At 71.7% G+C, this 13,364-nt stretch carries 13 protein-coding genes; 5 read left to right on the forward strand and 8 right to left on the reverse strand.

Annotated features, from left to right (window positions below):
• The first annotated feature begins 330 nt into the window (after positions 1-330).
• The 3 genes from aroA to ACIBAF_RS29635 are packed head-to-tail and all read left to right on the forward strand — an operon-like array spanning position 331 to position 2,842.
• Positions 331-1,575 carry a 3-phosphoshikimate 1-carboxyvinyltransferase gene (gene aroA, locus ACIBAF_RS29625; protein WP_399467216.1) on the forward strand — a complete coding sequence of 415 codons (1,245 nt, stop codon included), beginning with the start codon at positions 331-333 and terminating at the stop codon, positions 1,573-1,575.
• Positions 1,572-2,228 (forward strand): GNAT family N-acetyltransferase, encoded by a 657-nt coding sequence (locus ACIBAF_RS29630; RefSeq protein ID WP_399467099.1) that lies wholly within the window; start codon positions 1,572-1,574, stop codon positions 2,226-2,228. The genes aroA and ACIBAF_RS29630 overlap by 4 nt, the downstream gene beginning before the upstream one ends.
• A 29-nt stretch (positions 2,229-2,257) precedes the next feature.
• Positions 2,258-2,842 carry an RBBP9/YdeN family alpha/beta hydrolase gene (locus tag ACIBAF_RS29635; protein WP_399467100.1) on the forward strand — a complete coding sequence of 195 codons (585 nt, stop codon included), beginning with the start codon at positions 2,258-2,260 and terminating at the stop codon, positions 2,840-2,842.
• 135 nt (positions 2,843-2,977) lie between these two features.
• Here ACIBAF_RS29635 and ACIBAF_RS29640 read toward each other — a convergent pair whose 3' ends face one another.
• Together ACIBAF_RS29640 and ACIBAF_RS29645 are read right to left on the reverse strand one after the other, a co-directional pair.
• Positions 2,978-3,772: a sugar phosphate isomerase/epimerase family protein gene (locus ACIBAF_RS29640; RefSeq protein WP_399467102.1), complete on the reverse strand. Its 795-nt coding sequence runs from the start codon at positions 3,770-3,772 to the stop codon at positions 2,978-2,980.
• Entirely contained in the window at positions 3,769-4,734 is a 966-nt protein-coding gene (locus ACIBAF_RS29645) for a GNAT family N-acetyltransferase (RefSeq protein ID WP_399467103.1), read from the reverse strand. The genes ACIBAF_RS29640 and ACIBAF_RS29645 overlap by 4 nt, the downstream gene beginning before the upstream one ends.
• A 585-nt stretch (positions 4,735-5,319) precedes the next feature.
• Between ACIBAF_RS29645 and ACIBAF_RS29650 the strand changes: the two genes are divergently transcribed.
• Positions 5,320-5,883, forward strand: a complete 564-nt coding sequence (locus tag ACIBAF_RS29650; protein ID WP_399467104.1) for a dihydrofolate reductase family protein — start codon at positions 5,320-5,322, stop codon at positions 5,881-5,883.
• A gap of 90 nt (positions 5,884-5,973) precedes the next feature.
• Here ACIBAF_RS29650 and ACIBAF_RS29655 read toward each other — a convergent pair whose 3' ends face one another.
• The 3 genes from ACIBAF_RS29655 to ACIBAF_RS29665 are packed head-to-tail and all read right to left on the reverse strand — an operon-like array spanning position 5,974 to position 9,118.
• A complete protein-coding gene (locus ACIBAF_RS29655; RefSeq protein ID WP_399467217.1) occupies positions 5,974-6,771 on the reverse strand; it encodes a sugar phosphate isomerase/epimerase family protein in 798 nt (265 codons plus the stop codon).
• 38 nt (positions 6,772-6,809) lie between these two features.
• Positions 6,810-7,964: a dihydrodipicolinate synthase family protein gene (locus ACIBAF_RS29660; RefSeq protein WP_399467106.1), complete on the reverse strand. Its 1,155-nt coding sequence runs from the start codon at positions 7,962-7,964 to the stop codon at positions 6,810-6,812.
• The gene (locus tag ACIBAF_RS29665) at positions 7,961-9,118 is read right to left on the reverse strand and encodes a Gfo/Idh/MocA family protein (RefSeq protein WP_399467108.1); all 1,158 of its coding nucleotides are present in this window, start codon (positions 9,116-9,118) and stop codon (positions 7,961-7,963) included. The genes ACIBAF_RS29660 and ACIBAF_RS29665 overlap by 4 nt, the downstream gene beginning before the upstream one ends.
• 317 nt (positions 9,119-9,435) lie before the next feature.
• On the opposite strand from ACIBAF_RS29665, the gene ACIBAF_RS29670 reads away from it, so the two are divergent.
• Positions 9,436-10,482: a LacI family DNA-binding transcriptional regulator gene (locus ACIBAF_RS29670; protein ID WP_399467110.1), complete on the forward strand. Its 1,047-nt coding sequence runs from the start codon at positions 9,436-9,438 to the stop codon at positions 10,480-10,482.
• A 214-nt stretch (positions 10,483-10,696) separates the two neighbouring features.
• On the opposite strand, the gene ACIBAF_RS29675 is transcribed toward ACIBAF_RS29670, so the two are convergent.
• The 3 genes from ACIBAF_RS29675 to ACIBAF_RS29685 form a co-directional block, all read right to left on the reverse strand.
• Positions 10,697-11,902, reverse strand: a complete 1,206-nt coding sequence (locus ACIBAF_RS29675) for an esterase/lipase family protein (protein WP_399467112.1) — start codon at positions 11,900-11,902, stop codon at positions 10,697-10,699.
• 459 nt (positions 11,903-12,361) lie between these two features.
• Positions 12,362-12,799 (reverse strand): hypothetical protein, encoded by a 438-nt coding sequence (locus tag ACIBAF_RS29680; protein WP_399467114.1) that lies wholly within the window; start codon positions 12,797-12,799, stop codon positions 12,362-12,364.
• 58 nt (positions 12,800-12,857) lie between these two features.
• The gene (locus tag ACIBAF_RS29685; RefSeq protein ID WP_399467115.1) at positions 12,858-13,271 is read right to left on the reverse strand and encodes a hypothetical protein; all 414 of its coding nucleotides are present in this window, start codon (positions 13,269-13,271) and stop codon (positions 12,858-12,860) included.
• Positions 13,272-13,364 lie beyond the last annotated feature (93 nt).

Consider the following 13,364-nt stretch of genomic DNA (forward strand, 5'->3'; position numbering starts at 1 on the left):
TGCGGCTTCGCCGACGTCTTCGCCTGCGGCTTCGCCGACGTCTTCGCCTGCGGCTTCGCCGACGTCTTCGCCTGCGGCTTCGCCGACGTCTTCGCCTGCGGCTTCGCCGACTACGCTGCCGACGTCTTCGGCTGCGGCCGCGCCGACAACCCCGCCGGCCGTCCCGCCCCCTGCTCCGTTGTCCGGCGCCCCGTTCGTATCCGCGTCCGCAGCTGCGTCCGCGGCTCCGGCCGCATCGCCGTCTGTTCAAGCGCAGGACACCGCCTCGACCGTCGTCCATCCCGTGGACGTACCGGCAGTGGAGCGGACCGGCGCGGGATCATGAGGGGCATGGCCCTCGTCGACATCCCCGGTTCCAAGTCCATCACCGCCCGCGCCCTGTTCCTGGCCGCGGCCGCCGACGGCGTCACCACCCTCCAGCGCCCCCTCCGGTCCGACGACACCGAGGGGTTCGCCGAGGGCCTGACCCGGCTCGGCTACCGCGTCGGACGGACCCCGGGCGCCTGGCAGGTCGACGGCCGCCCGCAGGGGCCAGCGCTCGCCGAGGCCGACGTCTACTGCCGGGACGGGGCGACCACGGCCCGCTTCCTGCCGACCCTCGCCGCCGCCGGACACGGCGTCTACCGCTTCGACGCCTCCCCGCAGATGCGCCGCCGCCCCCTCCTCCCGCTCACCCGCGCCCTGCGCGACCTGGGCGTGGACCTGCGGCACGAGGCGGCGGAGGGCCACCACCCGCTGACCGTGCGGGCGGCCGGAGTCGAGGGCGGCGAGGTGGTGCTGGACGCCGGCCAGTCCTCCCAGTACCTGACCGCCCTCCTCCTGCTCGGCCCGCTCACCCGCACCGGCCTGCGCATCACGGTCACGGACCTGGTCTCGGTCCCGTACGTCGAGATCACGATCGCGATGATGCGGGCGTTCGGGGCGGAGGTGGGCCGCGAGGGCGACACGTACGTCGTCCCGCCGGGCGGCTACCGGGCCACGACCTACGCGATCGAGCCGGACGCGTCGACCGCGAGCTACTTCTTCGCGGCGGCCGCGGTGACCGGCGGCGAGGTGACCGTGCCGGGACTCGGCGCGGGCGCGCTCCAGGGCGACCTGGGCTTCGTGGACGTCCTGCGGCGGATGGGCGCACGGGTGGACGTCGGCGCCGACCGTACGACCGTGGCCGGGACCGGCGAACTCCACGGCGTCACCGTCAACATGCGGGACATCTCCGACACCATGCCGACTCTTGCCGCGATCGCCCCCTTCGCCTCCGGACCCGTGCGCATCGAGGACGTGGCGAACACGCGCGTCAAGGAGTGCGACCGGCTGGAGGCCTGCGCGGAGAACCTCCGGCGGCTGGGCGTGGAGGTCGCCACGGGCGACGACTGGATCGAGATCCGCTCCGCCGCGGACGGCTCGCCCACGGGCGCCGACATCAAGACCTACGGCGACCACCGCATCGTCATGTCCTTCGCGGTGACCGGTCTGCGCGTCCCCGGAATCTCGTTCGACGACCCCGGCTGCGTCCGTAAGACTTTCCCCGGTTTCCACGAGGCGTTCGCGGAGCTGAGAAAGGACTTGATCGGGTGACGTTCACACTGCGGGGGCCGGTTCTCGAGGGCACGCTGGTCCGCCTGGAGCCGCTGGAGCGGCGGCACGCGGCCGAGCTGGCGGCGGCGGCCGAGGAGAACCGGGGGACGTACACGTTCACGTGGGTGCCCCGCGCCGACGAGGTCGGCGACTACGTCGACGCCCAGCTCGCCCGCGCGGCCACGGGCCGGCTCGCGCCCTACGCCCAGGTCTCCCTCGCCTCGGGGCGGGCGGTCGGCGCCACCTCGTACTGGGAACCGCGCACCTGGCGGGACGACGACCGACTCGACGCCGTCGAGATCGGCTTCACCTGGCTCGCCGCCTCCGCCCAGGGCACCGGCGTGAACGCCGAGGCGAAACTCCTCCTCTTCCGGCACGCCTTCGAGGAGTGGAGCGTCTCCCGCGTCGACCTGAAGACCGACGCCCGCAACGCCCGCTCCCGCGCCGCCATAGAGAGCGTCGGCGCCCGCTTCGAGGGCGTCCTGCGCAACTGGTCCCGCTCGTGGGCCCCGGGCGAGGACGACCGCCTCCGCGACTCCGCGATCTTCTCGATCACGGCGGACGAATGGCCCGAGCGCAGGGCACGGCTGGAGGAACGCGTGGCGTCGAAAGCACGGCAAGCACGGCAAGCGCCGAAAGAACTGAAGCACTGAAGCACTGATGCACTGAAAGCAGCGGGGTCATGACCACACGTTCCTTCCTCATCCTCCACGGCTGGCAGAACCACCGCCCCGAGGACCACTGGCAGCACTGGCTCGCCGACCGCCTCACCGCGCTCGGCCACGCCGTCGTCTACCCGCAGCTGCCCGACCCGGACGACCCCGGCCTGCCGGAGTGGCTGGGCGAACTGGAGCGGCATCTAAGGGAGTTGCCGGACTCCGATGACCGTGTGGTCGTCGCCCACAGCCTCTCCGTCCCGCTCTGGCTGCACGCCGTCGCGCGGGAGACACCGGGGACCGGCGACGTGGACCGCGTCCTGCTGGTGGCTCCGCCGTCGGGCCCGGTGCTCGCCGGCTACCCCGAGGTCGCGGAGTTTGCGCCCCCGCCGCTCGACGCCCTCGAACTCCCCACCCCCACCCGGCTCGTCGCCGGCGACGACGACCCGTACTGCCCGGAAGGCGTCCAGGCCGTCTACGGCGACCCCCTGGGCCTCACCGCCGAACTCCTCCCCGGCGCAGCCCACCTCGACCTGGACGCGGGATACGGTTCCTGGCCGTCGGTGCTGGAGTGGTGCGCGGACGGGGAAGCGAAGTTCAGGGTGCGGTAGTTCAGGTCGCGGTGGTTCAGATGCGGCCTGCGGCGCTCACCCCGGATTCGACGCTCACCCGGATTCGACGCTCACCGGAGTCGTCGCTCACCGGAGTCGTCGCTCACCGGATTCGACGCTCACCGGAGTCGTCGCTCACGCGGAGTCGTTGAGGAGTCGTCCGAGATGCTCGCGTCCGCCGCCCAGCAGCTCCGGCAACGGCTGGGCGGCCTCGTACCACCGCTTCTCGTACTCCCAGCACAGCCACCCGTCCCAGCCGTGCCGCGTCAGCACCTCCACGCACTCGGCGAGCGGCAGCACCCCGGCGCCGAGCGCCAGCGGGGTGGTGTCCTCGGCCGAGGCGATGTCCTTGACCTGCACGTATCCGAGGTACGGCGAGAGCGCCGCGTACGTCTCCAGCGGCTGCTCGCCGCCCAGCCAGGTGTGCATGACGTCCCACAGCGCGCCGACCTGCCGATGCCCGACCAGGCCGAGCACGCGCATCGCGTCCGCTCCGGTGCGGTGGGAGTCATGGGTCTCCAGCAGGACGCGTACGCCACGGTCGGCGGCGTGTTCGGCGGCCGTGCCCAGCCGGCGCGCGGCCACGGCGTCGGCGTCCGCCTGCCCGTCGGCCCCGCCCGGGAAGACGCGGACGTACGGCGCCCCCAGGTCCGCGGCGAGGTCGATCAGCGTCCTGACCTCCTCGACGACCGGAGCGTCGTCCCCGGGAGCCGCGACCCGCGCGTACCCGGCGATCCCGAGCACCTCCACCCCGGCGGCCCGGAACGCGGCGGCCACGGCGGCCCGCTCGTCCGGACCGATGCCGGGATGGACCGGTTCCTCGGGATGGGCGCGCAGTTCGACGCCGTGGAAGCCGTGCGCGGACGCGAGCGCCAGTACCTCCGGTATGGACAGTCCTGGAACACCGAGAGTGGAGAAGGCGAACTTCATGCCTCGGACCCTACTCGCCGCAGATCCAGTCGCCAGTCCTGGCCGGTCAGGTCCTTGCCGAAGGAGTGGTGGGGGCGTTCGGCGGTGAGCGTGAACCCGTGGCGGCGGTAGATGTGCCGGGCGGTGGACAGGATGTCGTTGGTCCACAGGACGATGTCGTCGTAGCCGGCCTCGCGGGCGAAGGCGACGACCGCGCCGACCAGCCGGTCCCCGATCCTGTGGCCGCGCGCGTCCGGCTCGACGAGCAGCAGCCGCAGCCGGGCGGTGCCGGGCGCTTCGTCCCGTACGCACATCACGCAGCCGACCGCCCGGCCGGCCAGCTCGGCGATCCACACCCGCTCGCGGCTCGGGTCGTGGTCCTCGGCGTAGTCGGCGACGATCCGGGCGACGAGCCCCTCGTAGTCGGCGTCGAAGCCGTACTCGGCCGTGTAGAGCGCGGCGTTGCGCTGCACGATCCACCCGAGGTCGCCGGGCTCCGGCCCGCGCAGCAGGACCTCCTGGGACTCCGGCGGCTGTTCGCCTCGCTGTTCGCCGAGGAGCCGGCGAATGGTCCGCATGGCCTCGGAGAGCCGCGTCCGGTCGGCGGGCGCGACGCTCTCCAGCAGCGCGCCGGTGCTGTCCTGGGCCCGCTCGTCGAGCAGACCGGCGGCTTCCCGGCCGCGCTCGGTGAGGACGACACGGCGCCGCCGCGAGTCCTCCTCGGACGGCGCCCGCTCCACCAGCCCGTCCTGCTCGAACCGGTTGAGGATCCGGCTCAGATAGCCCGAGTCCAGCGAGAGCGCGGCCCGCAGATCGGCCGCGTCCGTGCGGGGCGCGTGCGCGAGTTCGTACAGGACGCGGGACTCGGTGAGGCTGTAGGGGGCGTAGAGGCGGCGTCCGTAGTCGAGGGCGCCGATGACGTTCGTGTAGAAGCGGTTGAAGGCACGGAACTCCTGGACTGTCTGGACTGCCTGCCCTGTCATGACCGATCCGATCCCCTCGCCGTGGAGACATCTCTGACTCAGTCAGAGAAACCGTCCCGCCGAGCGTAACCCCAAAACCCGACCGCCCTCCAGTGCCCCCGCCCCTTACGCCATTGGGGCCGCCTGACGTCCCGCAGAGACTCGACGAGGCGCCGAGCGAGGCAGCGGAGTCCGGCCCCGGTCGCCCGGTGCTCCGCGAGGAGGGCGTCGGCGTGGCCGAGGAGGTCGTCCGCCATGCCGAGTCGCACGCACTCGACGTCGTCCGCCATGCGCCACACGTACCCCGTTCCGTCGCCGACGACGTAGCAGGGCTTGCCGTCAGGGCTCGCCAGGGCAGCAGGCGGGCGGACGACTCCTCGTTTTCCGTGGCGCTCACACGTCACTGCACCAGGGGTCTGTCCGAGCCCACGGGCGGCCTCCCACCGCGCGCGGACGCTCCGCCGGGCAGGCGAACCGGCGGGGCGTCCGGTGTGGCTGCGGGGACGCCGGTATCCGGGAAGGGCTCGGGGGATCCGGCGCGTCGCGATGAGTTCTGCGGCGTCCGGCAGTCGTAGTGTCGAAACCCGTCACCGAGGAGGACTGCCGATGCGCAGCGTGAGCTATTCGATGAGCGTCTCACTCGACGGCTACATCGTCGGGCCGGACGGCGGCTTCGACTGGTCGGCGCCCGACGAGGAGGTCTTTCGCTTCTGGGTCGACGACATTCGAGGGGTCGGCGTCCACCTGTTGGGACGACGGCTGTACGAGACGATGCTGTACTGGGAGACCGCCGACCAGGACCCATCGCTCAACGACTCGGAGCTCGAGTTCGCCGCGCTCTGGAATCCGCTCCCGAAGGTGGTGTTCTCCACCACGCTGTCGGCGGTGCAGGGCAATGCCCGCCTGGCCTCCGGCAGTCTGGCGGAGGAGATCGAGCGGCTGCGAGCCGAGCCGGGAGAGGGCGACATCGCGATCGGCGGCGCGACTCTGGCCGCCGAGGCGGCCGCGTCGGGTCTGATCGACGAGTACCAGATCGTGGTCTACCCGGTGCTGGTCGGCGGCGGCATTCCGTTCTTCCCCCGAGACGAGCGCCGGGTGGGCCTCGACCTCGTCGAGACCCGCACCTTCAGCTCGAAATTCGTCTACCTCCGCTACCGCGTGGCGCGCTAGCCGGCTCGTCCCCCCGAGCCGTTTTTTTCGGCGGCCGGAGAGAGGGCCTGCAATCCCCCCATCCCCCTCTCCGGCCACCGTCGCCGAGCCCTACGCCGTGTGCTCCACGAACCGGGCCGCCGTCTCCGCGAGGACCTCTCGGCCGTCGCGGGCCCACAGCCCGTCGTTGAACAGCTCGACCTCGATCGCGCCGGTGTAGCCCGCCGTCTCCACGTAGCCCTGCCATGCGCGCATGTCGATCGCGCCGTCGCCGATCTGGCCGCGGCCGTTCAGGACGCCCTCGGGCAACGGGGTCGTCCAGTCGGCGAGTTGGAAGGTGTGGATGCGGCCGCCCGCACCGGCGCGGGCGATCTGGGCGGGCGCCCGGTCGTCCCACCAGATGTGGTACGTGTCGACCGCGACGCCGACCTGGTGGGCCGGGAAGCGTTCGGCGAGGTCCAGGGCCTGGGTGAGGCTCGAGACCACGCAGCGGTCGGACGCGTACATGGGGTGGAGGGGCTCGATGGCCAGCCGGACGCCGTGCTGCTCCGCGTACGGGCCCAGCTCCCCCAGGGCGTCCGCGATGCGCTCCCGCGCGCCGTGCAGGTCCTTCGAGCCGGGCGGGAGGCCGCCGGAGACGAGGACCAGCACTTCGGTGCCCAGGGTCGCGGCCTCGTCGATGGCCCGGCGGTTGTCGGCCAGGGCCGCCGTCCGCTCGGCCGGGTCGATGGCCGTGAAGAAGCCGCCCCGGCACAACGTTGTCACCGTCAGGCCCGCGTCGCGGACCAGCTTCGCGGTCGCCTCCAGACCGTGACTCTGGACGGGCTCACGCCACAGGCCGACGTTCGTCACGCCCAACTCGCGGCAGGCGTCGACCAGTTCGGGCATCGACAGCTGCTTGACCGTCATCTGGTTGATGGAGAAGCGGGACAGGTCCCCGAGAGCGCTCACTGGTTCACCCCGTACAGCGACAGCAGGTTCTTCATGCGTTCCTCCGCCAGCTTCGGGTCCGGGAACAGGCCCAGACCGTCGGCGAGTTCGTAGGCCCGGGCGAAGTGCGGGAGGGAGCGGGCCGACTGGAGGCCGCCGACCATCGTGAAGTGGGACTGGTGGCCGGCCAGCCAGGCCAGGAAGACCACGCCCGTCTTGTAGAAGCGGGTGGGGGTCTGGAAGAGGTGGCGGGAGAGCTCGACCGTGGGGTCGAGGAGGGCGCGGAAGCCCGCGTTGTCGCCCGTGTCGAGGACGCGCACCGCCTCCGCCGCCAGCGGGCCCAGCGGGTCGAAGATGCCGAGGAGGGCGTGGCTGAAGCCCTTCTCGTCGCCCGCGATCAGCTCGGGGTAGTTGAAGTCGTCGCCCGTGTAGCAGCGCACGCCCTGCGGCAGCCTGCGGCGGATGTCGATCTCGCGTCCGGCGTCCAGCAGGGAGACCTTGATGCCCTCCACCTTGTCGGGGTGGGCCGCGATGACCTCCAGGAACACCTCCGTCGCCGCGTCCAGGTCCGGCGACCCCCAGTAGCCCTCCAGCGCCGGGTCGAACATCGGGCCCAGCCAGTGCAGGATCACCGGCTCGGCGGACTGGCGCAGCAGGTGGCCGTAGACGTCCAGGTAGTCCTCGGGGCCGGCGGCGGCCGCCGCCAGGGCTCGGGACGCCATCAGGATCGCCTTGGCCCCCGACTCCTCCACGAGGGCGAGCTGCTCCTCGTAGGCGGTGCGGACCTCGGCGAGGGACGCCGGGGCGGTGAGCTGGTCGGTGCCGACGCCGCAGGCGACGAGCCCGCCGACGGACTTGGCCTCGGCGGCCGACCTGCGGATCAGTTCGGCCGCGCCCGCCCAGTCCAGGCCCATGCCGCGCTGGGCGGTGTCCATCGCCTCGGCGACGCCGAGGCCGTGGGACCACAGGTGACGGCGGAAGGCGAGGGTGGCGTCCCAGTCGACGGCGGCCGGGGAGTCGGGCGACACGTCCGCGAACGGGTCGGCGACCACGTGGGCCGCCGAGAAGACCGTGCGGGAGGTGAAGGGGGCGCCGGTGGTGACGGCGAGGGGTTCCGTGCGGGGCTCGTACGTGCGCAGCGCGCCCGTGGAGTCCGGGAGTCGGATCGTCACAGCGTGACCTCCGGGACGTCGAGGCGGCGGCCCTCCGCCGAGGACTTCAGGCCCAGCTCGGCGAGCTGGACGCCACGGGCGCCGGCGAGGAGGTCCCAGTGGTAGGGGGCGTCGGCGTAGACGTGCTTGAGGAACAGCTCCCACTGGGCCTTGAAGCCGTTGTCGAACTCGCCGTTGTCCGGGACCTCCTGCCACTGGTCGCGGAAGACCTCGGTGGCGGGGATGTCGGGGTTCCAGACCGGCTTGGGGGTGGCGGACCGGTGCTGGACCCGGCAGTTGCGCAGGCCTGCCACCGCCGAGCCCTCCGTGCCGTCCACCTGGAACTCCACCAGCTCGTCGCGGTTGACGCGGACCGCCCAGGAGGAGTTGATCTGGGCGATCGCGCCGCCGTCGAGCTCGAAAATGCCGTAGGCGGCGTCGTCGGCGGTGGCGTCGTAGGGCTTGTCCTGCTCGTCCCAGCGCTGCGGGATGTGGGTGGCGGTGAGCGCCTGGACGGACTTCACGCGGCCGAACAGCTCGTGGAGCACGTACTCCCAGTGCGGGAACATGTCGACGACGATGCCGCCGCCGTCCTCGGCGCGGTAGTTCCAGGACGGGCGCTGGGCGGTCTGCCAGTCGCCCTCGAAGACCCAGTAGCCGAACTCGCCGCGGATGGACAGGATCCGGCCGAAGAAGCCGCCGTCGATGAGGCGCTTCAGCTTGAGCAGGCCCGGCAGGAACAGCTTGTCCTGGACGACGCCGTGCTTGATGCCCTTCTCGTTCGCGAGGCGGGCGAGCTCCAGGGCGCCGTCGAGGCCCGTGGCCGTCGGCTTCTCGGTGTAGATGTGCTTGCCCGCCGCGATCGCCTTCTTGATCGCTTCCTCGCGCGCGGACGTCACCTGGGCGTCGAAGTAGATGTCGACGGTCGGGTCGGCGAGGACCGCGTCCACGTCGGTGGAGACGTTCCGCGGGTCCAGGCCGTGCTGCTCGGCCAGCGCCTGCAGCGCGTGCTCGCGGCGGCCGACGAGGATCGGTTCCGGCCACAGCACGGTGCCGTCGCCGAGGTCGAGGCCGCCCTGTTCGCGCAGGGCCAGGATGGAGCGGACGAGGTGCTGGCGGTAGCCCATGCGCCCTGTCACGCCGTTCATGGCGATTCGCACCGTCTTGCGTGTCACGTCGATCCCTTCGTAGGCGTCGTGCGCAGCGTGCCTGCGCTTTTCGTACGCGGTTGTGCGCGCCGCGTACGCCTCTTCCTGATCAGCGTTACAGCAAGCGCTTTCTATCCAAGGAGAAGCTAGCCTCTGACCAGCGGTCCGGACAAGACCGTGTCCATCCCGAGTTGTTCGAGGGGGCGAACAGCGGGGGTGTGGGGCCGTAAGGTCTGCTCGACACGCCCGGAACCGCGCCGTCACGACGGCTGTCTACCAGGGCGTACGACGACGTACGACAACGTATGACGTATGACGAGATGCGTGACCGGAGGACGACGAAGATGACGGTGACCCTGGCGGACGTGGCGGCCCGCGCGCAGGTCTCCCCCGCGACGGTGTCGCGCGTGCTGAACGGGAACTACCCCGTCGCCGCTTCCACCCGGGAGCGGGTGCTGCGGGCGGTCGACGAACTGGACTACGTGCTGAACGGGCCCGCGAGCGCTCTGGCGGCGGCGACGTCCGACCTCGTCGGCATCCTGGTGAACGACATCGCCGACCCCTTCTTCGGGATCATGGCGGGCGCGATCCAGCAGGAGATCGGGGGGCCGGGCGGCCGGGCCGGGGGCGAGCGGCTGGCAGTGGTCTGCAACACCGGGGGCTCGCCCGAGCGGGAGCTGACCTACCTGACCCTGTTGCAGCGGCAGCGGGCCGCGGCCGTGGTGCTGACCGGCGGGGCCATGGAGAACGAGCCGCACGCGGCGGCCGTGGCGGCGAAGCTGCGCAGGCTGGGCGAGGCGGGGACGCGGATCGTGCTGTGCGGCCGGCCGCCGGCGCCGGAGACCTCGGCGATCGCGCTGACCTTCGACAACCGCGGCGGCGGACGGGAACTGACCGAGCACCTCATCGGGCTCGGCCACCGGCGGCTCGGCTACATCGCGGGACCGGAGGAGCGGACGACGACCCGGCACCGACTGGAGGGCCACCGGGCGGCGCTGGCCGCGGCCGGCATCGAGGAGGACCCGCGCTGGACCGTGCACGGCCGCTACGACCGGCGGGCGGGCTACGAGGCGACGCTGGAACTGCTGCGCCGGGACCCGTCCCTGACGGCGGTCGTCGCCGCGAACGACTCCGTCGCGCTGGGCGCGTGCGCGGCGCTGCGGGAGTCGGGGATGCGGATCCCGGACGACGTGTCCGTGGCGGGCTTCGACGACCTCCCCTTCAGCATCGACGCGGTGCCCTCCCTCACGACGGTGCGGCTGCCGCTGGCCGAGGCGGGAGCCCGGGCCGGCCGCATCGCCATGGGCCGCGAGGAGCCGCCGCCCGGCGGAATCGCCACCGTGCGGGGCGAGTTGATGGTGCGAGGATCTTCGGGGGCGCCGCGGGAGTGAGGACCGGGGCCGGTGGTTCTGGGTTCTGGGGGTCGGCGGGACTTGATTCCGACGGGACTGAAGGGCGGCGGGGCTGGAGATCGGGCGGGACTGAAGGCCGGCGGGACCGGGGGCCGGGGTGTCGAAGGGCGGCGGGACCGGAGATGGGCCGGACCGGAGATCCGGGTACTGGAGGCCGGCGGGGCTGGAGGGCGGGGGGACTGTAGGGCGGGGGTCAGGCAGGGAGGCGGTCCAGGAGCCAGGTGCAGAGTTCCTCGGTGACGGCCGTGTGGGCGGTGGTCGTGGACGAGCAGAGGAATTCGTCCAACTCGCTTTCGTCCGGCGGGAGTTCGTCGATGTTGGTGTACAGGTCTGTCTGCCGTTCGACGTCGCGGACGGCGACCGCGCTCACCGACGGGACGAAGCACACCTGCCCGTGCCGCAGGTCCACCGTGCCGCCGAGCTTCTGCATCGTCTCGGCGAGGATCTCGTACGTGTGCAGCGTGCCGCCGGGCGCGCCGTCCAGCTCCGGGAAGCCGCTGGTGGTGACGGTCTTGTCCGCCTTGGGGAATCTCCGGTTGAGGTAGGCGACCGTCACGTCGTCGCCCTGGGCCTGGGTGTAGAACGTGGTGCCGGGGTAGATCCGGTCGATCCGCAGCGCGACGTCGCCGGGCGGCACGTCGGGCAGGCCGACTCCGTCGCCGCGACCGTTGGCCACGGCGATCCTGAGCGGGATCTGCGGCCAGCCGCCGAGCCGGTCCAGCGCGGCCAGGAAGTCCGTGCGCTCCTTGGCGACCCCGATCTTCCCGGTCTCCTTGTCGTAGTGCCGCCACAGCATCTGGCGCGCGGCCGGGCTGTCCATCTGCTTCGCGAAGTCGTTCGGGAACGGGATGAAGTACGAGAACGCCTGCACGCCGACCGGGATGGAGGCCCCCCGGTGCGGGCTGTCGTAGGAGAAGTACAGGCCGGTCCGGTGGTCCATGCGCTGGGCCTCCATCCTGGCCAGCGCGTAGCGGGTGACGATGCCGCCCATGCTGAAGCCGCCGACGACCAGCCGGGTGCCGCCGAACTGCTCGGCGGCGGCCCGCATGATCACGGCCTCGACCGCGTGCGCGTTGTCCAGGATGGACGCGCTGCGCTCCTCGAAGCCGAGCAGGATCACGTCCCTGCCGCGTCGGCGCAGCTCGGTGATGAACGGGAAGCCGCCCTCCAGCCCCTGGTAGAGCTTGTCGAGCTCGCTGCGGCCGAGGTTGAAGCCGTCGGCCATGATCACGGGCCGGACGAGACGGCCGTTGTTGCCCTCGCCGGGGAAGACCCAGGCGAAGCCGTTCGGCAGCGCCCATTCCCCGTGCTCCGGCACCTCGACCGGGTTGGCCGGTTCGAGGGTCAGCGGGTCGCCGAGGGTGAACGCGCCGATGTTGGGTTCGGTCGTCTCGGACATGGTCGTACTCCTCGCGGAAGAGGCGGCAGAGACGACGTCAGCATGCGGGGCGATCCGGGCGAACCGCCCATCGGATCACGGGTGTTCACCACAATTGATGGAATATGCGCGGGAATGGTTTGATGCGTCTGGCATGTGCCGTTGGCCTGTTCTCTTCGCTTACCTGTTCCTCGCCGAGCCCCTGCCGAATTCACTCCGAAAAATTTCCCGCGGACCTGCGCAACCCTTACCGGCGTGTGCGTGTCGTACATGGCATCAGGACTTCTGGAGGGGGATCCGGGGGGATCGCGGGGGTTCTGGTACGGAGGGGAAAAGCCGAGGGGGCCTGGTCGACGGACCAGACCCCCTCGAAGCTTCTCCGGACCTCGAGCCTTTCCGGATGCCTCGAGCCTCTCCGGACGCCTTGAAGGCTTTCCGGATGCCTCGAAGGCCTTCCAGATCCTCCGTCGCCCGTCCCTGTCAGCAGTGCGGGAGCTGCTGCTTCCAGGTGCCCGGCCCCCCGGTGTCCAGGTACCAGTCGTTGACGTAACCGGAGACGACCCCGGTGTCGACCTGCATCCAGTACCGGTAGCCGTGGCCGTCCGCGTCCGGATCGCCCGTGGTCCAGCAACTGACGCCGAGCTCCTCGCCGTTGTGCCACTGCTGCCCGGGAAGCTTGGCGGCTCCGTAGCTGGGAGCGGTGCGGATGGCCAGGTAGGAACCGGCGTCGATCCCGGTGACGTACGCGCAATTGGTCCGGTCGCCCGAGATGTAGCACTGGTGGATCGCGGCGCTCGCCGAGCCCGCTCCGGCGAGGACGGTCGAGACCGTGGCGGCGAGCACGGCTCCCGTGGCGACCGCCGCACGCAGCCGCCGCTGCGGCCGTGCGGATCGTGTCGAGCGAGTCGAGTCGTTCATGTGTGCTTCCTCCCCTTGGTTTTTTTGGGGGGTGTGGGTGAGAGGGTCGGTGACACGGTCAGCACGGCGGGAGGATCTGCTTCCAGGTGCCGGGCCCGCCCGTGTCCAGGTACCAGTCGTTGACATAGCCCCAGGCACGGGCGGTGGAGACGCGCATCCAGTACCGGTAGCCGTGGCCGTCCGCGTCCGGGTCGCCGGTGGTCCAGCACTCGACCTCCAGCCACTGCCCGTTGCCGTAGCGGGCCACCGCCGTCGAGCCGTAGCGCGGCTCGGTGCGCATCACCAGGGCCGAGCCCGGGTCGATGCCGATCACCTGGGCGCAGCGGGCCGGGTCACCCGGTCCGGCTCCGGGACAGGGCCGCGGAGCGGCCTGGGCGGGCGAGGCCGCGAGGACGCCCGCGCCGGCGAGAAGGACGGTGGCCGCCCCCGCGACGGCCGCCGATCCGAGTCGGGACCTCAAGTGGCGTGACATCTGCATCGGTTCCTCCGTTCGATTGCCACGGTCACCGACCCTGGCAGCGAACGGCACAGCGCACATCCTGTTAAGTCTCAGGGTGCCGCGTGC

Origin of the sequence: Streptomyces sp. NPDC051677, assembly GCF_044453465.1 — a bacterium.
GTDB lineage: Bacteria > Actinomycetota > Actinomycetes > Streptomycetales > Streptomycetaceae > Streptomyces.